21 protein-coding genes are annotated in these 20,010 nt (G+C 34.8%); 8 read left to right on the top strand and 13 right to left on the bottom strand.

All coding sequences use genetic code 11. From position 1 onward, the window contains the following. Positions 1-104 precede the first annotated feature (104 nt). Positions 105-2,192, top strand: a complete 2,088-nt coding sequence (locus ACI6PB_RS10100) for a KUP/HAK/KT family potassium transporter (protein ID WP_025085261.1) — start codon at positions 105-107, stop codon at positions 2,190-2,192. Positions 2,193-2,574: 382 nt separating this feature from the next. Beyond that, entirely contained in the window at positions 2,575-2,862 is a 288-nt protein-coding gene (locus ACI6PB_RS10105; protein ID WP_404327379.1) for a hypothetical protein, read from the top strand. 252 nt (positions 2,863-3,114) lie between these two features. Here the strand turns inward: ACI6PB_RS10105 and ACI6PB_RS10110 are convergent, their stop codons facing one another. The 5 genes from ACI6PB_RS10110 to ACI6PB_RS10130 all read right to left on the bottom strand — a co-directional run bounded on the left by ACI6PB_RS10110 (position 3,115) and on the right by ACI6PB_RS10130 (position 7,121). Beyond that, positions 3,115-3,912, bottom strand: a complete 798-nt coding sequence (locus ACI6PB_RS10110) for a Cof-type HAD-IIB family hydrolase (protein ID WP_025085263.1) — start codon at positions 3,910-3,912, stop codon at positions 3,115-3,117. 64 nt (positions 3,913-3,976) lie between these two features. Beyond that, a complete protein-coding gene (locus tag ACI6PB_RS10115) occupies positions 3,977-4,834 on the bottom strand; it encodes a GRP family sugar transporter (RefSeq protein WP_404327380.1) in 858 nt (285 codons plus the stop codon). 331 nt (positions 4,835-5,165) lie between these two features. Then, on the bottom strand, positions 5,166-5,840 hold the full coding sequence (locus ACI6PB_RS10120) for a 2,3-diphosphoglycerate-dependent phosphoglycerate mutase (protein ID WP_025085265.1): 675 nt from the start codon (positions 5,838-5,840) through the stop codon (positions 5,166-5,168). 65 nt (positions 5,841-5,905) lie between these two features. After that, positions 5,906-6,784 (bottom strand): cation diffusion facilitator family transporter, encoded by an 879-nt coding sequence (locus ACI6PB_RS10125; RefSeq protein ID WP_404327381.1) that lies wholly within the window; start codon positions 6,782-6,784, stop codon positions 5,906-5,908. Positions 6,785-6,908: 124 nt separating this feature from the next. Beyond that, positions 6,909-7,121, bottom strand: a complete 213-nt coding sequence (locus ACI6PB_RS10130; protein WP_225868701.1) for a hypothetical protein — start codon at positions 7,119-7,121, stop codon at positions 6,909-6,911. 205 nt (positions 7,122-7,326) lie between these two features. On the opposite strand from ACI6PB_RS10130, the gene ACI6PB_RS10135 reads away from it, so the two are divergent. Beyond that, positions 7,327-8,088, top strand: coding sequence for a DUF5067 domain-containing protein (locus ACI6PB_RS10135; RefSeq protein ID WP_404351067.1), 762 nt, complete (start codon positions 7,327-7,329; stop codon positions 8,086-8,088). 167 nt (positions 8,089-8,255) lie between these two features. Here the strand turns inward: ACI6PB_RS10135 and ACI6PB_RS10140 are convergent, their stop codons facing one another. The 6 genes from ACI6PB_RS10140 to ACI6PB_RS10165 all read right to left on the bottom strand — a co-directional run bounded on the left by ACI6PB_RS10140 (position 8,256) and on the right by ACI6PB_RS10165 (position 13,166). Continuing rightward, complete coding sequence (locus ACI6PB_RS10140) at positions 8,256-8,999, bottom strand: CPBP family intramembrane glutamic endopeptidase (protein ID WP_025086324.1); 744 nt, start codon at positions 8,997-8,999, stop codon at positions 8,256-8,258. Positions 9,000-9,185: 186 nt separating this feature from the next. Beyond that, on the bottom strand, positions 9,186-9,722 hold the full coding sequence (locus tag ACI6PB_RS10145; protein ID WP_025086325.1) for a hypothetical protein: 537 nt from the start codon (positions 9,720-9,722) through the stop codon (positions 9,186-9,188). Positions 9,723-9,862: 140 nt separating this feature from the next. Continuing rightward, a complete protein-coding gene (locus ACI6PB_RS10150; RefSeq protein WP_054642494.1) occupies positions 9,863-10,234 on the bottom strand; it encodes a DUF956 family protein in 372 nt (123 codons plus the stop codon). A gap of 157 nt (positions 10,235-10,391) precedes the next feature. Further along, entirely contained in the window at positions 10,392-11,303 is a 912-nt protein-coding gene (locus tag ACI6PB_RS10155; RefSeq protein WP_025086327.1) for a PTS system mannose/fructose/sorbose family transporter subunit IID, read from the bottom strand. A 19-nt stretch (positions 11,304-11,322) separates the two neighbouring features. Further along, positions 11,323-12,141, bottom strand: a complete 819-nt coding sequence (locus ACI6PB_RS10160; protein ID WP_025086328.1) for a PTS mannose/fructose/sorbose transporter subunit IIC — start codon at positions 12,139-12,141, stop codon at positions 11,323-11,325. A gap of 50 nt (positions 12,142-12,191) precedes the next feature. Continuing rightward, on the bottom strand, positions 12,192-13,166 hold the full coding sequence (locus tag ACI6PB_RS10165) for a PTS sugar transporter subunit IIB (protein ID WP_025086417.1): 975 nt from the start codon (positions 13,164-13,166) through the stop codon (positions 12,192-12,194). Between the two features lie 637 nt (positions 13,167-13,803). Between ACI6PB_RS10165 and ACI6PB_RS10170 the strand changes: the two genes are divergently transcribed. Then, entirely contained in the window at positions 13,804-14,838 is a 1,035-nt protein-coding gene (locus ACI6PB_RS10170) for an IS30 family transposase (RefSeq protein ID WP_059075255.1), read from the top strand. A gap of 45 nt (positions 14,839-14,883) precedes the next feature. On the opposite strand, the gene ACI6PB_RS10175 is transcribed toward ACI6PB_RS10170, so the two are convergent. Beyond that, positions 14,884-15,648, bottom strand: coding sequence for a response regulator transcription factor (locus ACI6PB_RS10175; protein WP_056955877.1), 765 nt, complete (start codon positions 15,646-15,648; stop codon positions 14,884-14,886). A 380-nt stretch (positions 15,649-16,028) separates the two neighbouring features. On the opposite strand from ACI6PB_RS10175, the gene ACI6PB_RS10180 reads away from it, so the two are divergent. From ACI6PB_RS10180 to pstB, 4 genes are all read left to right on the top strand, one after another. After that, a complete protein-coding gene (locus ACI6PB_RS10180) occupies positions 16,029-16,937 on the top strand; it encodes a phosphate ABC transporter substrate-binding protein PstS family protein (protein ID WP_404278188.1) in 909 nt (302 codons plus the stop codon). 71 nt (positions 16,938-17,008) lie between these two features. After that, complete coding sequence (gene pstC, locus ACI6PB_RS10185) at positions 17,009-17,926, top strand: phosphate ABC transporter permease subunit PstC (protein WP_404327383.1); 918 nt, start codon at positions 17,009-17,011, stop codon at positions 17,924-17,926. Next, on the top strand, positions 17,927-18,814 hold the full coding sequence (gene pstA, locus ACI6PB_RS10190) for a phosphate ABC transporter permease PstA (protein WP_404327384.1): 888 nt from the start codon (positions 17,927-17,929) through the stop codon (positions 18,812-18,814). A gap of 10 nt (positions 18,815-18,824) precedes the next feature. Further along, positions 18,825-19,619, top strand: coding sequence for a phosphate ABC transporter ATP-binding protein PstB (pstB, locus tag ACI6PB_RS10195; protein WP_025086066.1), 795 nt, complete (start codon positions 18,825-18,827; stop codon positions 19,617-19,619). Positions 19,620-19,652: 33 nt separating this feature from the next. Here pstB and ACI6PB_RS10200 read toward each other — a convergent pair whose 3' ends face one another. Continuing rightward, positions 19,653-19,967, bottom strand: a complete 315-nt coding sequence (locus ACI6PB_RS10200; protein WP_025086065.1) for a hypothetical protein — start codon at positions 19,965-19,967, stop codon at positions 19,653-19,655. Between the last annotated feature and the right edge of the window lie 43 nt (positions 19,968-20,010).

A 20,010-nucleotide genomic window follows, 5' to 3' on the forward strand; every position in this document is an offset into this window, starting at 1 on the left:
TTTAATTATATAGGGAATATAACTAGACCAAAATAAGTAGTTTCATACCCTAATACTTAATGTTACAATTGCCGTTGAACTGTTTATTTTTGGAGATTATTTATATGGAAAAGACACAACTGAATTCATTGAAAAATAACCCCCATTCAAAGATGAGCATTGCTGGATTCTTGATTGCTTTGGGAATCGTTTATGGGGATATTGGTACATCTCCCCTCTATGTTATGCACTCTTTAATGGTTGGGAATGGTGGACTTGCAAAAATGTCCACTAATTTTATCTTAGGAAGTGTTTCTTTAATTTTTTGGACACTAACTTTGGTAACAACAATTAAATACGTATTGATTGCTTTACGTGCGGATAACAACGGTGAAGGTGGTATTTTTGCTCTTTACACGTTAGTTAGAAAACGTGCCAAGTGGTTGATCATTCCAGCTATGATTGGTGGGGCAACCTTCTTAGCTGATGGTATGATGACACCAGCTGTTACTGTTACAGCTGCGATTGAGGGTCTTAAGGGTATTAAGATCAACAATGCCGTGTTAATTAGTACTCAAAACCAAGTAATTATCGTTACACTAATTATTTTGTCGACTCTCTTCTTCATTCAGAGATTTGGTACTCAAATGATTGGTCGAGCCTTTGGTCCGATAATGTTGGTTTGGTTCTCATTCTTGGGTTTAGTGGGAATACTCAATATTTCTTCCGATTGGACTATTATTAGAGCCTTGAATCCTTACTATGCTATTGAACTATTGCGAAGTCCCGTTAACATTCGTGGTATTTTTATTTTAGGTAGTATCTTCTTGGCTACAACTGGTGCCGAAGCACTGTACTCAGATATGGGACACGTTGGTCGTCCTAATATTTATACAAGTTGGCCTTTCGTTAAAATTTGTTTGCTACTAAGTTACTTAGGTCAAGCTGCTTGGATTATCAGCGTTAGAGATAATCATACTTTGCAACAAATGGGTTCAGCTATGAATCCGTTCTATCAGTCTATTCCGGCTGATTTCAGACTCTTCGGAATTTTCTTATCAGCTATGGCTGCTATCATTGCTTCCCAAGCTTTGATATCTGGTTCATATACCCTAGTTTCTGAAGCTACTAAGTTAAGAATGTTCCCAAGATTAAAAACTTACTATCCAACTAATTTCAAGGGACAGTTATATATTCCAACGGTTAACTCAATTATCTGGGTTGTTTGTTTATTCATTGTTTTCTATTTCAAAACTTCAGAAAACATGTCTAACGCCTATGGTCTAGAAATTACTATTACTATGTTGATGACAACTATTCTATTACATCAATGGTTGTTGATGAAACGAGTTAACAGGTTATTCACAACTGTTATCATTAGTTTCTTCTTCGTGATTGAAAGTATCTTCTTCGTAACAAATAGTAGTAAGTTTATCCACGGTGCCTATATTACAATGTTCATTGCTGCCTTATTAATTGCTGTTATGTTCATTTGGAGATATGGTGAACGTCTCAAAGACGACAACACTTACCGTAGTCACTTTGCTTCCCTATTAGCTTTTAAACATCAATTAAATGATTTAAGAAAAGATCCAAGTTATCCACTCTATACAACTAACTTAGTCTATTTAACTAAGGTACATGACGGATATCGTATTAAAAAGAATATTCTTTATTCAATCCTTGATAAACGACCTAAGCGTGCTCAAGTCTATTGGTTCGTTACTGTTAACGTTACCGATGAGCCATATACTGCCGCATATAGTGTTGAAACTTTTGATACTGATTACATGATTAGCGTTCAATTGTATCTTGGATTTAGAGTTGATCAGAAGGTTAATGTTTATCTTCGTCAGGTTGTAAACGATATGATGTCAAACGGCGAGATTAAAGCTCAACCACAGAAATACACAACCATTCCTGACCGTGACGTTGGTGATTTCTCCTTTGTTATCATTAAAGAAGTATTATCACCAGATACTAAGATCAGTAATGTTAAAAAGAGTATCATCCACTTACGTTTACTCTTACAAAAATTTATTTCTCCAGCCAATTGGTTCGGTCTTTCATACAGTGATGTTATTGAAGAACGTGTTCCTTTGGTACTTGGGAAAGTTTCACTCAACCGTCTACGTTTAGTCAGAAAAGATCGTTCAGCCTTGAAAGATATCAAGATTGATGAAGAGATTGATGACGACGATGAAGATGAATAATTGAATTGATTAAAAGTCGCTATAGAATTCCTACTTTAGGATTCTATAGCGACTTTTTTTATGCTCAAAAAAAGATTGCCTACCATTAGACAATCCCTTTAGGGCAAATCATTCAATTATCCTACCGGACTATACCTCGAAAAAGATATAAATGTTCATCTACATCTTTTATACTGCTCATTATAAAACGCCTAAAGTAAACTACAATTATGAAGCATCCCCTTATACATCTTGTCTAAATTAGCCATTATCAATCACTTTAAATAGAGAATCTCTTTATAATCTCAGGTAATCAGAGATTAAAAAATAACTTCTAAAGAGAATACTTTGATTCTTATCAAAATAACTAAATTAAAAATAGCTAAATAAAGGGATGATCATTATGTTTACATATATTGAAATCATTGACAAAGATGCGCACAACTTTATGGGCTATGTCGATTACAAATTCAAGAATAATGTAATTTCAATGACCTTAGTTGGAGGAATGAGAAAACTTCATCGCATTAACATTCCATTATCAGATATCATTGACATCGTAGTTGAAGAATTTTATGGCACTAGTCGCATCAGTTTCATCTATAACACTCAAAAGTATATCTTTCTAAACTCTGGATATGGTGAAAATGAATATTTAATTAAACACCTAACTAAAACCATTAAAGCTTAATTACAGACAAGTGCTGGGACATAATATATTAAAATTAAAAGAACAACTTCCATTGAGTATTCAAGATATAAGTCACATACTTGAAACGCTTGATAGAAGTTGTTCTTTATTTAACATTTAAATTTTATAATAACTAATTGGCAAAACAGGATTCATATCTCCACGACTAGCTCACTCTCTCAATATAAGTAAATTTAAAGCTGTCTAAGAAGTTTTCTTCTATAATATAGAAGATTATATGAGAATCATTAATTATTTCTCTAAAAAGCTCTCAATTCCATATGCGACTCCATTGTCGTCATTACTCTTGGTTATATATTCGCCATACTGCTGAATTTCTAAGGGAGCATTAGCCATGACAATTGGCACACCAACATTTGTTAGCATGGGCAAGTCATTATGACCGTCTCCAAAAGCTGCCATTTCTTTTTTAATCAAATTTTCTGAATCCTGAATATATTTTATTCCTTTTGATTTCTGTGCTAAATCACTAGTTATCTCTAAATAATTATCGCCAGATCGTTTGATACTGACATTAGTAATTTTTAGATTTAAAAGCATTTGATTCAATTGTTCCATTAAATTTAAATCAAAAGTTATCATCATAATTTTATATAATTTAGTATCTACCAAATCAGCAAAATCAATCAATGTAGCCTTCTGTCCCGTTAATTTGGATTCATAATTGATGCCTTCATCAATTCTTTCAGTATACCAAGCGTTTAAGCCATAACAACTACAGCTGACGTCAGGAAATTTGTTTTGAATTACTTTTATTAATTTTCGAAAACTAGTCATATTTAGCGGTTTATCATCTAAAACTTTAAAACCACTATTTGTCTTCTTATAAATCAAACCACCATTAAATCCAATCTGAGGGTCAGTTAAATTCAATTTATCAATAGCGGCTGACATTTCCATTGGTGCTCGTGCTGAAACTAAAGTGAATGGAATCTTACTATTCTTTATCGCTGATACATTCACATCACTAACACTCCCCTCACTATTTAACAAAGTCCCATCCATATCCGAAAAAATATGCTTGATCATTTTACTCCTCCTTATAATTCTATTTTAGTGTAAAAAAAAACAACCTCTACGGATTGTTTTTAATTTATGCAAATGATGTTGCCACACTTCCGATAACAATTAATACAATGCCCAGAACTGTGAATTTCATTTCACGGCTACTTTTATTCTCATGTAAAATAAAGATTCCACAGAAAGTACTAATTACAACATTTAATTGTGTCCAGATAAATGCTGAAGTATTACCGTTTGCCTTAGCTGAAAAGATATAAGCAAACGCAGCGATACCCCAAGCAATTCCAGCAAAGATGTTTAAATAATGTTCCTTTTGTTTAAAGGCTTTGATATCTGTAAACAACGCATAGATAATTGCTCCAACCAAAATTCCTAACATTTCTGGTAAGAAGATAGCTGTACCGCTTTGACTTTTAACGATTGGCATGTTAGGAAATGAAGAATAGATCCAAAAACCTACAGTTGTACATAATAGAAAAATAGCATCCTTGATTTCTAACTTATTTCCTTCAGTACTATCAGTTACTGAAGTTAATAAAGCACCACTAACTACTATCAATAAAGCAATGACTCCAATTATTTTAGATTGTACTCCAGCCCAGTCTCCAAAAATCAACATTCCAATAATGGAATTACCTACCAATTGAAATACAGTTGACAGTGGGACTGTCCCTGAAACACCAATACGCTTGAATGAAATGAATTGTCCTATCTGTCCAATAGTCCATAAAGCACCACAGAGAACTGAGAACCAAAAAGCAGTCGTATTAACAGTTGGCTGTGTTATTAAGTAAGCGACAAACCCGACAATTGTCGCACCAGCACCAATTCCAAACATTTGGTTAGCAGGAGAACCACCAATTTTACCGGTGATGATTGGCATAAAGCCCCAACCTAACGCAGGTATTAGCGCAATTAAAATATTCATAAAAAACTCCCTCTAATTCGCAAAATATTAGTAATAATCTTTTTTTAAAGTGATAAATTTTTTGTATATTAAGGAACAATCTTGGTTTCTAATGATACATAAACTAAAACTTGCTTCGAACATTACTACTTTTTTATCCAGTTTGTCCACTTGGCATGAAACCAAATAAATATCTAGACCATTTAAATAGTGTACCTCATAATTTCAAAAAAGAAAGCATTTTCTTAAAAAAAGTTTTGACCTTGAGCTTACTAATATTTGCTACATTTATCACATACCATGACAACACTTTATAGTAATAAAAAGGACCAGCCTACGTACGACTAGTCTTTCATTTACTTTGACGATTTGAGGTTAGAATATTTAATTTTTTGTCAAATTCATAAATCAACGGTGTCCCATTAGCAACCTCAACCCCATCAATATCTTGGTCACTAATACCCTCGATATACTTAATCAAAGCTCGAATAGTACTTCCATGAGCCACGATCAATTGATCTTTACCATCTAATAATCTGGGTGCAACCTGATCAACGTAGTAAGGAACGATTCTTTGATAAGCATCATAGAGACTTTCTGCCAAAGGCATGATCCGAGCATCATAATACTTGTATGGACCTACATTAGGATCTGCATGGTCAAGTTTTGGGGGAACAGCATAAAAACTTCTTCTCCACAAATGAACTTGCTCAACGCCAAATTCTCTTCTTGTAGCATCTTTATTCTGACCTCGTAAGGCCCCGTAATGACGTTCATTTAAGCGCCAACTCTTTGTAATTGGCACATAATTAAGATTTAAATCATCCTGAATAATATATGCGGTAAGAATTGCCCGCTTTAAAACCGAAGTATGGACATGTTCAAATTCAAAGCCCTGTAATTTTTTAGCAGCTACGTGTGCTTGAATGATTCCTTCTTGAGTCAAGCCTACGTTATTCCAACCAGTATATTGATTTAATGCATTCGCTGTACTTTCACCGTGTCTTACCATAACAAGTTTTACCATATTATGACATTCCAACTTTCATTTATAGAATTACCTTCTAATCTTAGCACAAATCACTGTTCTTATTAATCTATCAACGAATTATCTATCCCACGATTGCATTCAGCTTGCAATGTAACATGCGTAATATTGAACTGTTCCTGCAACATTTTGTCGACTACATCGTAGAGTTTATCCAAGTCCTTCATATTGCAGTTTTTCTCAACATTAATATGAGCGTCCAACATAATATGATTCTCATCAATCATCCACAAATGAACATGATGGACCTTAACAATTTCTGGAACAGTCAAAATTGCCTGTTGAACAGCATCCAGATCAATCTTTGGACTGGCCTCCATAAGAATATTGACGGTCTCCGAAACAACGCTGTAGGCCTCTTTCAAAAGCCAAATGGCAATAACTATTGTTATAACTGGGTCTACCCAATTCCAATTAAATAGAATAACGAAAATTGATGCAACAAAAACACCCACTGATGAAAGTGTATCCGACAACATATGTAAAAACGTTGCTTTAATATTTAAGTTATGTTTAGAACCAGAAAACAAGACTAACATCGAAACAAAATTAACCAATAATCCAATTATTGAAACAATCATCATCAGTTGACCATTGATCTCTTGCGGCTGTGACAAGCGCTTGAAAGATTCAAAGACCATCATGACAGTGATAACCACCAAAATGATTGAATTAACAAAAGCTGCCAGAATCTCGGCTCTTTTATATCCAAAGGTCTTCTGAACATCATTTTTCTTACGTCCAATAACGTTGGCAACAAAGGAAATAATAATGGACAAAGAGTCTTCTAAGTTATGAAACGCATCCGAAATAAGTCCTAAACTACCTGAAAAAATTCCACCAATAAATTCTGTGATCGTAATTATGATATTTAGTGCGGTGACATAAAAGAAACGTCTACCTGTTACTTTTCCATGATCCATAACGTTGCCTCCCGCCCTTATCATACCAATGTTTTCTTAAAATATAAAAAATAGTGCTATATACAAAACGAAGCCAACTCTAATTCAGAATTGGCTTCGTTTATTATTATCTTTAATATATCCTTTACTTAGCTGTTAACTTAGCAACAACTTTAATGGGATGAGCGACATCAATAATATCAGAGAATCTATTTGTAATATAATCTCTCATACCGTCACGAGCTTCTTTCTTAGAAACATTGTGACAAACGCGCTTCTTTGCAACTTCTTGGCCCTCTTTGCTCAAGAAATTACAAGTTACTTCATAATCGCCATGATTTCTAAATAGCATCATCATTGCGACCCCCTTCTACAAAAATTAACATCTCATTAACATAGACCAGATATTTATACCACTTTTCAATAGTCGGTTCAACACTTTAATTTAAAATTCTTTTTTTAAAAAAGTAATGGCATTTTTTAGTAAATTAATTCATAGTAAACAATTATGATATTATGATTATAACTAGTAATTATCTATTCATCGGTTGGGGAGATGTATCATGAACAGGCACAATAATAACTCAAATAAAAATATGACACGTGAATCATTTCGGCGTAAACGCAAGCCCTTTTACAAAAGAAAGCCTTTTATTATTTCTTTGATTTTAATTATAATCTTAATAATTGGTCTACTTATTTTTTGGAAATCCACTTCTTCAAAAGACAATACTCATACTACTCAACCTTCTCATAAAATAGAAAAGGTTAAGCCTAAAAAAGAAACCAAGAAAAAAGTAACTAAAAAAAAGCATGTCAAAAAAGCCAAAAAACAGAAATCTGCAGATGAAATCACTGCAAAACAACAAGAAAATGACAATAAGCCCAAAAATGATCAACAAAAAAAGACAACTAATCAGATAAAAAATGCTGGGACTTATACTGATTTAACTTACGATACAGATTGGTATACCTTCGAAATTTCAAACGATGTCAAATTAGTCAAAGACAGTAATGGTGATGCAGCTTTATTGGTTAAATACAACTATACAAATAAAACTCAAAGTAATGAGATTCCACAAAGGGTTCAAAATACTGCTATCATGTTAAAACAAGATAATCAACAATTGACGGCTACCACTGCTAGTGGAGAGTACTCTACTATCGTTAACTCAAGTAATAACGGCTTAGTTCAACCAAACAAAAGCTTTGATGGTGCCCTCTTAGTAAAAGTAAAAGATACTGACTCAGAAGTTACAATGTACTTCAAGAATATTCAAACAAATGACTGGCTAGATACTACTCAACCATTAAAATTAAAATAAAATAAACAGCGTCTATTTAGAGACATAACGTAATACGTTAGCTCTAAATAGGCGCTGTTTTAAATTATTCGAAATAAGCAATAAAAAAAACATTATCTAGTCACGCTAGCAGCTTTATGGATACTCTAAATTTTTTCTTAACGGTTTATCATTGAAAAACAACTGGCCTAGAATAACTCTCTTTCTAACTTAAAGTCTTTTAGTTGAACATATGCTATAAACAAAGTAATTAGGAATAGAATACTAATTACATATAATGATGACATTGAGAACTGCATTTTGGCAGCCTCTGCCATTAATTTATTGGAGAACATCGGAAACATATCGCGTAAAGCATGTAGAAGAATGACTATCGAGAGATTTTTAGTCTTAACGTAAATCGTACCGAACAATAATCCAATCGCTGCAGCAAAGATTACTTGTCCAGAAACATATCCTATTGGCATGGATTTTAAGTTCATTGTATGGATCAGCCCAAACATAACGCTGGAACCAATAACTGCTCCTAAAACATTATTGTGAAATAATTTTAGAAATAAGCTCACTAAAAGTCCTCTGAAAATATATTCCTCTGCTAATCCAACCAAAAGACACAACACGATGATTCTCAATTTAATTGCTAAATCAGTTGCTGTCAATGTTGCAGAATCCAAAACTGCAATCAGAATTATAGCAGGCATCGCAGTATATAATTGTGCTGACCAATTTTTAGAGTTGAACCAATTGATTTTTTGTTGAAAAAAGAACTTGTTCAATAAGAAAGCTATAACAAATACTAAGATGTCGCTTAACATTTGCCAATAACTGCTGACTGTATGTTTCTTAACGACAAAAGCTAAGATAAACATGACAGCCGGAAAAATTAGACTGGCCACGATAATCTTTGCCAGGTTACTTTTTATAAATTTCATGGGCTCTCCTTAAAAGTTGTTATATTTTAATTATATAGAAAAAGTTCTTGACATGAAACGCGTTCGATAAACTATTCTTTAATCGTTGAGATACGAGTTACGCAAAACCTCATCTTTTGTTAAAAGCTCACCCTTCACGTATTTCACAACAAGCCAAAATATTTATTTGTTAAAAAAGCTCATCCGTCAGCGGGATGAGCTTTTTAGTATTGCTAGTATTTGATTAACTTTTTTATCGGTAACTGTTTCTCCCTTGTAGTTCCAAGAAAGATTTAAGGTCACTTGGCCTTGCCTAGTTTCAACGATTAACAGACGCTCCGAACGATTGATAGGTTGCTTCAGAGTGCCCCCAATAATGTTATGACTGTTCATTAAATTTACACCATCAATAATTGAAAAAGACTGAATCTCTGATAGTGGTATAAATTTATCTTGTTGTAAAAATGGTAGGTAAATTAATCTTACCTTTTTGTTCCAAGTTCCATCATCAACATAATATATTCCTTTAGTAGTGATTGTCCACCCGCCATAGAAATGTTTCAGCGACCATGGGTAAATCAACATACTATCGATTAAAAACCCTACTATGCCGCATAAAATCGACATCAACGGTTCATTGGGGAAGATCGAAATAACCACTACGCTCACTGCTATGCCAAAAAATATACTGCCTAACAGTGGTTTGAAACTGATTTTTTTAGCGAATCTCAATTCATTTTCCATATCAATCACCTTGACTGTTCATGACTACACTAAAGATAGAACTAATTGCCTGAATAATCCAAAAATAAGTTTCAAAAATAGACATTTCGTAACTCTTGGCATAAAAAAATAGTTTGATCTAATTGACCAAACTATCATTTTTATTTCTTAGGATTTCGTTTAAAGGCTCTGCGAACAACTTGAAAGAACGTTAAGGATTTTACAATATCCTCAGGCTTAACATAAACTCTAATTGCCCTTAAAACTCTCTTAGGATCTTTTGAGGAAAAAGTAAACATACCGTTCTTTTTTGTTTGAATAGCATAACGTGGAATCCATTTACCACCAAACATTACTGAAACGACGACTTGTTTAACTTCTGTCCATGGGATCTGAATATAGTTTGAAACATCACGGTCATCGTAAAATTCAAATCCTTTATCTCCGATCATGATTTTTCCATAATCAGTCAATCCTAAATGAGAAGTTCCTTGAATAACCAAATCCGACTTTGTATTTAATGATTGAACCATCTGACCGCTCCTTTGTTTTGTTAAAAATATTATACGGCGGAACTTATTTATTATCAAAAGTACGATAACTTTTGCTCTAATGAAAATGAGACATCAACTCAAAAACGAATTGATGTCTCATTTTTAATTAGTAAAACTTTTTGAAAGTCTCAAATTATTACATAACATGTAGAACGTGTAGAAGAACACCTACAACGAACAAGCCAAGAATAATAACGATTGGAGATACTTTCTTCTTTAGTAACCACATGCAGAACAATGTTAGAAGCAAAGCAGCTAAACCAGGGATCAATTGATCCAAGTTATCTTGCAATGTTGTTACTTTATGAGCAGTCAATGATAGACCAGCTTTTTGTTGAATCAATGCTTGTTTGATACCTTGTGCACCTGATGGAATCTTTGACCAGTCAATGTATGCACCCTTAGCCAACTTAACAGTTGAAACTGTTGGTGTAAACTTAACAACAACCCAACGGTTGATCAATGAACCTAGGATAAACATACCTAGAATTGAAGCACCCTTAGTAATGTCTTGTAGGACACCACCGGAAACGTCATCTGTAATCTTAGAACCGGCTTTGTAACCAAGCTCTTGTGTGTACCACATGAAGGCCATACGAATAGCATTCCATGCAACGAAGTAAATAATTGGTCCAAGAATATTACCAGTCATAGCCAATGAAGCAGCCAAAGCACCAATAATAGGCTTAACAGTGAACCAAAACACAGGATCACCAATACCAGCCAAAGGACCCATCATACCAACTTTAACACCTTGGATTGTAACATCATCGATAGCGGCACCGTTTGCACGTTCCTCTTCCAATGCCATTGTTACACCAAGAATAGGTGATGAAAGGTATGGATGACAATTAAAGAATTCCATGTGACGCTTTAAAGCAGCAGCACGATCTTCTTTTGTCTTATATAATTTTTTCAAAACTGGAATTAATGAATAAGTCCAGCCACCGTTTTGCATACGTTCGTAGTTCCATGAACCTTGGAGGAACGTTGAGCGCCACCAAACGGAGATTCTATCTTTTTTAGAAATTTTAACTTGATCTGCCATTTTTATGTGTTCTCCCCTCTTAATAGTTATCTATTATGTCGCCGACTGGATCACCGGTGTTGGAGCTACCTCCACCATCGTTTGAACCGCCATTGCCACCTGATTTAGATAATTTCAAGTAGATGAGCGCCATAGAAATACCGATAGTACCAAGACCAATAAGTGTTAGATCTGTAACTGTAGCAAGTACGAAACCAATAGCGAAGAATGGCCATACTTCACGACTAGCCATCATATTGATAACCATTGCGTAACCAACAGCAACAACCATACCACCACCGATTGACAAACCATCTGTCAACCAAGTAGGCATAGCATCTAGTAATGATCTAACGGGGCCAGCACCGATTGCAAGAATCAATGCAGCAGGAATAGCGATACGTAAACCTTGCATACAAATAGCAACATATTGCCAGAAATCAATTTTAGCAAAACTACCTTCTTCAGCAGCCTTATCCATAATATGAACAATACCAGTTGCCAATGTACGACATAGAATTGTTAGAAGTAGTCCGGCAACAGCCAAAGGAACAGCAATAGCAATAGCTGAACCAACACCCTTTTGTCCTTTACCACCAAGAACAAGAATAATAGCTGAAGCGACAGATGCCAAAGCGGCATCAGGTGCTACGGCAGCACCGATATTAGCCCAACCTAAGGCGATCATTTGTAGTGATCCACCAAGGATAAGACAAGGTAATAATTGACCTGTAACTAAGCCGATTAAAGTACATGCGATAACTGGTTGGTGAAAATGGAATTCATCCAAAATACCTTCCATACCAGCTAGGAATGATACCAAAACGACAAGAATAATCTGAATAGCATTTAATTGCATGATTATTAATCCTCCGTTTTATTTCTTATATAAATATAAAAATTAAATCCCTATTTATTTTTATTTAATTCTGCTTGGGCTTTCTTCATAATATTATCAAGATTGTCCTCAGAATCTGTTGGAACCTTACGAACATCAAACTTGATGCCTTGTGATTCCATCTTCTTGAATGTATCAATATCGTTTTGATCAAATGCCAAAACTTTATTAGGTTGAACTTTACCAACTGAGTGAGCCATTGAACCAACATTGATAGTCTTCAATGGAACTCCACCCTCGATAGCTTTTTCAACATCTTGTGGTGTTTCGAACAATAGTAATGCACGTTCGCCACCGAAATGTTTGTCATCCTTTGCGATCTTGATCATTTGATCAATTGGAATAACGTGAGCGTGAACACCAACTGGTGCAGCTTGCATAATCAATTGTTTACGCAAGTCATCCTTTGCAACATTATCTGAAACAACAATGATACGTGTTGGTGAAACTGATTTTGACCATGCAGTAGCAACTTGACCATGCAATAGACGTGAATCAATACGAGCCAAAACATATTTCAATGAACCAGGTTTACCACCTGAAACAGTTTGTTTAGGAGCAGCTTTAGGAGCAGCATCCTTAGGTTGTAGTGATTCTGGACGAACCTTTACACCATCTTTTGCTGTTTCAATAATGTGAGCAGCAATTTCATGTGCTGAGTTCATTGACATACGTGAAGCGTAGGCTTCAATTAACATAGGTAAGTTAAGACCTGCAACAATAGCCCACTTATCCTTATGTGCCTCGAACAAACCATTTACTTGGTTGAATGGTGTTCCACCCCAAAGGTCAACAAGGAACAAAACTTGTTCTTGGTCTTCCAATTTGGAAATAGCATCTTCCAATTTTGCCTTAAGGTCATCAGGCCCCATGCTTGGTTGCAATGTAACGGATTGAACATCTTTTTGTTCACCGAAAATCATTGATCCAGACATCTTAATGCCGTCGGCAAAGTCACCATGGCTTGCAATAATAATTCCAACCATGTTTCTTCCTCCTTATGTTTTATATAATTAAAACGCTTACTTCGACCACCCATTATGGTCGCCTAAAAAATAGAATAATATCCTAATAAACCGTTTTAATTGAGTTCACCCTTCATGTGAACCCTTACATAATATCATTTTTTCAGAAAAAAAAACAGTCCTTTTAAAAAAAAGTCTAGACCACAATCAAATTAAACTATCTTTGTGATTTTTGGAAATTTCTTTCTGTCCATTTGGCATATTAATCAGAACTGTTTTGACAATGTTTTTAATTTTTCCTTCTTTACTTAGCGATTTTATTTTTGTTATTTTTGTCCATTTTTATAGTTGTTTGTGATATTTGAAAGTAGATCATTATTTTCACTGGTTTTCAATTATAGTGTTGTTAAAGCCCTAAATAATGGTAATTGTCTGATATATTTGCATATAAATATATCTTTATAATAAGTTTTTTCACTTGTTACTTTTATGTGACACACCACCGTATCGCTTTTTACTATAATTCACCTCTGTAATTTTTTGGCGAATTTTATAATCAAGTTAGCCACTTTAGAAAAATGACAAAATAAAAACACCAAGACGTAAAAATCAGGTATCATTGGAGTTCTCACACAAACAATGAAAGAGGTTTTTCGTCTTGGTGCTAGAACAGAATATCATAAATCGTCCTAAAGGACATCATTTAACTGAAATTGAACGTGGAAAGATTGCTTCCTTTCATTCAATTGGCTACTCGAATCGCCAGATAGCTAAAGCTATCGGCGTTTCACCTCAGACTATTAATAATGAAATTAACAGAGGTACTGTTGAGCAGATCAAGAAAGTTAATGGTAAAGTTCAACACTTGAATTGCTACTTTCCTGACACTGCACATCAAAAGTATGTAAAGAACCGTAAGCTTTGCCATCGTCCTTCTAAATTCGACCAAGTCACAGCCTTTTTAGGCTTCTTTGTAAGCCAGTTCATAGATAATGGATGGTCACCTGATACGGCCGTTGGACGAGCTAAGAACGAAGAATTATTCTTAGTAGATGAAATGGTTTGTACTACTACACTTTACAAATATATTGATGAACAACGACTTGAAATCCGGAATATTGATCTGGTAGAAAAGTCAACTAGACCGACTAAGCAACATACTTCAAAAAAGCATAAGCGTCTACTTGGTCGTAGTATTGAGAAACGCCCTAAAAGTGTTGATAGCAGAGAATCCTTTGGGGACTTTGAGATAGACACGATTGTGGGCAAAAGAAATGGCCATGAGAGTGTCGTCTTAACGCTCATAGAGCGTAAGACACGCTTTGAAATAATGAGACTTATTGACGGTAGAGATGCCGACTCTGTAGATTATGCTATGAAAGAGATCATAAAGAACTATGGTGATCTTATCAATTCAATCACTGCAGACAATGGCCCTGAGTTCTCTAATCTATCATCTGATATGGCTGGCGTTGCGGATGTTTACTTCACACACCCATATACATCTTGTGAACGTGGAACAAATGAAGTACATAATCGAATGATACGTCGTGACTTGCCCAAAGGGCTGTCACTGGATACAGTCAGCCCAAAAGTAATAAGAGACATAGAATTTAAGCTCAACAATATGCCTAGAAAGTTATTGAACTATAAAACGCCACAAGAACTCTTTGCTAGTTCCTGTGGCGCTTAAAGACATATTTATAAACTTCAAATACTGATATCACTTGGATTCAATTTATTTTGTCCAAGTGGCTAACTTGTTATTGAAATTTTCGAATGGATATTGATTATCCAATACATATCCAAAGCCACGCACTGTTTTTATACAATTCTTGGTTTCAGATTTTTCTGCTAATTTATCTCTTAAATGACTGATGTGAATATCAACTGTTCGACTAGAGCCAGCTGAATCATAACCCCAGACTCCTTCTAATAATTGGTCTCTACTCAAAACCTTTCCGCGATGCTGAACTAGATACCAAAACAAACTGAATTCCTTTGGCGTTAGACCAATATCATAACCTCGATGTGTGACCCGATAATGCTTAAAATCAATCACAATATCGTTGTACTTAACTGTCTCAGTTCGATATTCCTGCTTTTTACTTTTCTTCAAATCATTGGTAATAGAAAAGCGATCATAAACCCAAAATAATTGCTTTACCTTGGCCACCAATTCAGGATATTCAAATGGTCTTGTAATAAAGCTATCTATATTAATATTGTAAAAAAGTGACCGTCTTTTCTTATCTTTGGCTGGTGCTAAAACTATTATTGGTCCTGAAATTTTGCTGCGTAGCGATTTTAGTATCTTCAAAGATTGACTCATGCTAGTGATCGATGAATCCCAAAGCAATCCAGCGACATCTTCATTTTCAACTAATTTTTCAACTTCATTTGGATCAGTTACATTCCTGATAAACCATCCCTGATTATTAAAATAACCATTGATCTCGATAAAAAGTGATAGCTTATTACTCAACAATACTAGCGGTTGCATCCTATCTCTACTTCCTTCCGGTCATTTAATATTGCAAGGGCTGAAACTTTACAATATTAAAAAGTTTAGAAAAGGTAAATTTTCTTAACAAAACTAACAACAGCCACTTAACATTTTGATTATAACAATGGAAATTAGGTAGGTCATTTACAAAGTCCAATTCATCCATTGTATTTGAATATATGTATTTACAATTATTGTTATATTAAGTGAAACTCTTGAATCCCTTGCAAAAGATAGTCTACTGGCTAAATGTATATTTTTTTAACAACTTTACATAAACTTTACATTAAATAAACATTATATATACACAGTCGCCTTATATTTATATTGTTCGATAAAGAAATTTACCAATACGACTTTGAATAGGGGTTTTAAGAATGAAAAAGAAAACTATCATTTCATTAGTATTAGGAGTTGCAGCTTTAATGCTAATCCTAACTGGCTGTGGAAATAGTGGCAGTAAAGATTCCTCAGCTGCATCAAAAGGCAACAGCAGCAATGAGACTTCAGGTAAGGTTACCGCTGTCGGTTCAACTGCTCTACAACCACTTGTTGAAAAAGCAGCAACAAATTTCCAAAAGAAGAATAGTAAAATCAACATCACTGTTCAAGGTGGAGGTTCTGGTACTGGATTAAGTCAAGTGCAAGACAAATCAGTAGAAATTGGTAACTCTGATATTTTTGCTGAAGAAAAACAAGGTATCGATTCTAAGAAACTTACTGATCATAAGGTTGCAGTTGTAGGTATGGCTCCAGTTGTTAACAAAGATGCTAACGTTAAGAACCTTACAATGGACCAAGTTAAAAAGATCTTTACTGGTAAGATCACCAACTGGAAAGAAGTCGGTGGTAAAGATGAAAAGATCACCGTTGTCAATCGTGCTAAAGGTAGTGGTACTCGTGCAACATTCGAAGCAGCTGTTTTAAAGGGTGCTGAAGCTGTTAAATCTCAAGAACAAGACTCAAATGGTACTGTTCAAAAGATTGTTGAAAGTACACCAGGTGCTGTAAGTTACCTAGCATTCTCATATATTAATGATAAGATCCAAGCTGTTTCAATCGACAATGTTAAGCCAACAGATGCCAACGTTGAAACAAACAAATGGAAGATCTGGTCATACGAACACATGTATACAAACGGAGCTGCTAAAGGTGCCGTTGCTAAATTCATAAATTACATGAATTCAGATGACGTTCAAAAATCATTAGTTAAAGATATGGGATATATCAGTATTCATAACATGAAAGTTCAAAAAGATTCAAAAGGAACAGTTAGTTCTAAATAAATAATCAGAGGGACTTCAACCTTGTAAACCTTGGTCGGGGTTCTTTTTGTATATACAGGAGTGATTCCCTTATGGATAAAATTCAAAAGAAACTACAAACGAAATCCAAAGCCACTTTTCAAGACTACTTTGGCAAGGGAATTTGTTATCTATGCATCGGTTTAATCATTTTACTAGTTACATGTATCCTCTATTTTATTGCTTCTAAGGGTTTAGCCACCTTTACCAAGGATAAGGTTAATGTTTTTGATTTTTTAACAAAGACCAATTGGAATCCTGGTGCTTTGGATAACAAAGGACGACCTGATATTGGTGCTTTACCAATGATTGTTACCTCATTCAGCGTGACACTTTTGGCCGCCCTAATTGCTACCCCTTTCGCCATTGGTGTAGCAATCTTTATGTCAGAATTTTCTAGTAAGAACGGTAGTAAAATTTTACAACCCGTCATTGAATTATTGGTCGGTATTCCTTCAGTTGTTTATGGTTTCATCGGTCTATCTGTCATTGTTCCTTTTATTAGAAGAATTTTTGGAGGAACTGGATTTGGTATTTTCTCAGGTACATTGGTTTTATTCGTAATGATTCTGCCAACGATTACTTCCTTATCCGTAGATAGTCTCAAGTCGGTTCCTATGTATTATCGTCAAGCCTCTTTGGCCTTAGGAGCTACTAGATGGCAAACCATTTACAAAGTAGTACTACGTGCTGCTATTCCTGGATTATTGGCAGCTATCATCTTTGGAATAGCTCGTGCTTTTGGTGAAGCTTTAGCCGTTCAAATGGTTATTGGTAATGCGGCTTTAATGCCCAAAAATTTAATTTCACCTGCTTCTACCCTGACAAGTAAATTGACCACTGATATTGGCAATACTGTTATGGGAACTCTTCCCAACAATGCTTTGTGGTCATTAGCTTTGATTCTTCTATTAATGTCGTTGATTCTTAATTTGATTGTCAAATTCATTGGAAAGAGAGGTCGTTTCTAAATGAATGCTAAAAAAATCGACCGTATCGCCAGTTTTATTATTTACACCATCGTTGCTGCCGTAATTTTATTGTTGATTGCCATTCTAGGATATATTCTTTTTAATGGTGTTCCCGACATCTCTTGGCACTTCTTAACTTCGTCTGCTCAATCTTTTAGTGCTGGTGGTGGTATTCGCGATCAGTTATTCAATTCCCTCTATCTATTAGTATTAACAATTATTGTTTCTTTACCTATTGGTTTAGGCGCCGGTATTTACTTATCTGAATATGCCTCTGACAATTGGTTTACCGATTTAATCAGAACTAGTGTCGAAGTTTTAAGTTCACTGCCTTCAGTTGTTGTTGGTTTGTTTGGATATTTACTATTCGTTATCAAATTAAAGCTAGGATTCTCCATCCTATCTGGTGCCATTGCGTTAACCTTCTTTAATCTACCTTTATTGACTAGAAATATTGAAGAATCGCTACATAATGTTCCTAATTTACAAAGAGAGGCCGGTATGTCACTAGGTTTATCTAATTGGAAAACTACTACTAAAATCATTTTGCCTGCCGCATTACCTGGAATCCTTACTGGATTGATTTTGAGTGCCGGTAGAATTTTCGGTGAAGCCGCTGCTTTAATTTATACTGCTGGTCAAAGTGCTCCGACTGTCGATTACAGTAATTGGAATATTTTCTCCACTAATAGTTTTTTAAACCCAATGCGTCCCGCTGAAACCTTAGCTGTCCATATTTGGAAAGTTAACACCGAAAGCGTCACGCCAGATGCAAATTTAATTTCTAGTGCTTCATCTGCCGTACTGATCATCGTTATTCTTCTTTTTAACCTAGGGGCTCGTTTCTTGGGTAATAAATTGTACAAAAAAATTACTGCCACGAAATGAGGTACCAAATATGAATGAATATAACTTAAACGAATCTTATATAACAGATATTAAGGAAAAACTGGCCCTCTCTACGCAGAACGTTCAAGTCTATTATGGTAAGAGTCAAGCAATCTTTGACGCAAATCTAAATTTTCCAAGATACAAAATCACAGCTTTGATCGGAGCTTCTGGTTCAGGAAAATCAACTTTTCTACGTTGTTTAAATCGCATGAATGACAAAATTGCTACGGTTGATGGAGAAATCTCTTATCGTGGAGTCAATATAAATTCACCGTCAACTAATGTTTATGAAGTACGTAAACATATTGGAATGGTTTTTCAAAGACCTAATCCTTTTGCCAAGTCAATTAGTGAAAACATTACTTTTGCTCTAAAGAATGCTGGAATGAAGAAAAAACAAGATTTAGAGGAGCGTTTGGAGCAAAGTTTGAAGGGAGCCGCCCTTTGGGATGAAGTTAAAGATGATCTCGATAAAAGTGCCCTAGCTCTTTCAGGTGGTCAACAACAGCGTCTCTGCATTGCTAGATCAATTGCCATGCATCCAGACATCTTACTTCTAGATGAACCAGCCAGTGCACTAGATCCCATTTCAACTTCTAAGATTGAAGAAACTTTAAAAAATTTAAGTAAAGACTATTCCATTATTATCGTTACTCATAATCTCCAACAAGCATCACGTATTAGTGATTACACTGCTTTCTTACATTTAGGACATGTAATTGAATATAACTCAACCGTCAATATTTTTACTAACCCTCAAATGCAGGCAACCGAAGATTATGTTTCCGGTAATTTTGGTTAAAAAAAAACGATCATTCTATAAAATGGTCGTTTTTTATTTTTTTAGAATTAACTGATATTTTTCAGCCTGTTCAGTTTTTTTTATAACATACTGTGTAGAAATCAAATGTTGAAGATCTTCACGTTCTTTTTTATCCTGACTCATAAATAGGCGGTGTATCTTATGATTAAATCCAGTAACTAGTGCCATCCAACCGTTGGTTGCTGCTATCGACCAATCAGAACCGCTGCCAAATACCTGCGCCTGATGTACTTGATCACAGAATTCAAAGGCTGAGCCTGTAACTTCAAACCCATCTCCCTTAGATTGAACTAATTTTTTTAAATCCCTTAAATTATCAACTGACATACAATTCCCTCATTTTAATAAAAATAAAAAGACGAGATAAATT

The organism is Companilactobacillus paralimentarius, from assembly GCF_963227125.1.
GTDB lineage: Bacteria > Bacillota > Bacilli > Lactobacillales > Lactobacillaceae > Companilactobacillus > Companilactobacillus paralimentarius.

Bases quoted from the DNA above. Each gene is read 5' to 3' on its own strand.
- ACI6PB_RS10175 (WP_056955877.1), bottom strand. From the start codon at position 15,648: ATGCAACCGCTAGTATTGTTGAGTAATAAGCTATCACTTTTTATCGAG.
- ACI6PB_RS10155 (WP_025086327.1), bottom strand. From the start codon at position 11,303: ATGGCAGATCAAGTTAAAATTTCTAAAAAAGATAGAATCTCCGTTTGG.
- ACI6PB_RS10140 (WP_025086324.1), bottom strand. From the start codon at position 8,999: ATGAAATTTATAAAAAGTAACCTGGCAAAGATTATCGTGGCCAGTCTA.
- ACI6PB_RS10150 (WP_054642494.1), bottom strand. From the start codon at position 10,234: ATGGTTCAATCATTAAATACAAAGTCGGATTTGGTTATTCAAGGAACT.
- ACI6PB_RS10160 (WP_025086328.1), bottom strand. From the start codon at position 12,141: ATGCAATTAAATGCTATTCAGATTATTCTTGTCGTTTTGGTATCATTC.
- ACI6PB_RS10180 (WP_404278188.1), top strand. From the start codon at position 16,029: ATGAAAAAGAAAACTATCATTTCATTAGTATTAGGAGTTGCAGCTTTA.
- ACI6PB_RS10100 (WP_025085261.1), top strand. From the start codon at position 105: ATGGAAAAGACACAACTGAATTCATTGAAAAATAACCCCCATTCAAAG.
- ACI6PB_RS10125 (WP_404327381.1), bottom strand. From the start codon at position 6,784: ATGGATCATGGAAAAGTAACAGGTAGACGTTTCTTTTATGTCACCGCA.
- pstA (WP_404327384.1), top strand. From the start codon at position 17,927: ATGAATGCTAAAAAAATCGACCGTATCGCCAGTTTTATTATTTACACC.
- ACI6PB_RS10200 (WP_025086065.1), bottom strand. From the start codon at position 19,967: ATGTCAGTTGATAATTTAAGGGATTTAAAAAAATTAGTTCAATCTAAG.
- ACI6PB_RS10115 (WP_404327380.1), bottom strand. From the start codon at position 4,834: ATGAATATTTTAATTGCGCTAATACCTGCGTTAGGTTGGGGCTTTATG.
- ACI6PB_RS10105 (WP_404327379.1), top strand. From the start codon at position 2,575: ATGTTTACATATATTGAAATCATTGACAAAGATGCGCACAACTTTATG.
- pstC (WP_404327383.1), top strand. From the start codon at position 17,009: ATGGATAAAATTCAAAAGAAACTACAAACGAAATCCAAAGCCACTTTT.
- ACI6PB_RS10120 (WP_025085265.1), bottom strand. From the start codon at position 5,840: ATGGTAAAACTTGTTATGGTAAGACACGGTGAAAGTACAGCGAATGCA.
- ACI6PB_RS10135 (WP_404351067.1), top strand. From the start codon at position 7,327: ATGAACAGGCACAATAATAACTCAAATAAAAATATGACACGTGAATCA.
- ACI6PB_RS10110 (WP_025085263.1), bottom strand. From the start codon at position 3,912: ATGATCAAGCATATTTTTTCGGATATGGATGGGACTTTGTTAAATAGT.
- ACI6PB_RS10165 (WP_025086417.1), bottom strand. From the start codon at position 13,166: ATGGTTGGAATTATTATTGCAAGCCATGGTGACTTTGCCGACGGCATT.
- ACI6PB_RS10145 (WP_025086325.1), bottom strand. From the start codon at position 9,722: ATGGAAAATGAATTGAGATTCGCTAAAAAAATCAGTTTCAAACCACTG.
- pstB (WP_025086066.1), top strand. From the start codon at position 18,825: ATGAATGAATATAACTTAAACGAATCTTATATAACAGATATTAAGGAA.
- ACI6PB_RS10130 (WP_225868701.1), bottom strand. From the start codon at position 7,121: ATGATGATGCTATTTAGAAATCATGGCGATTATGAAGTAACTTGTAAT.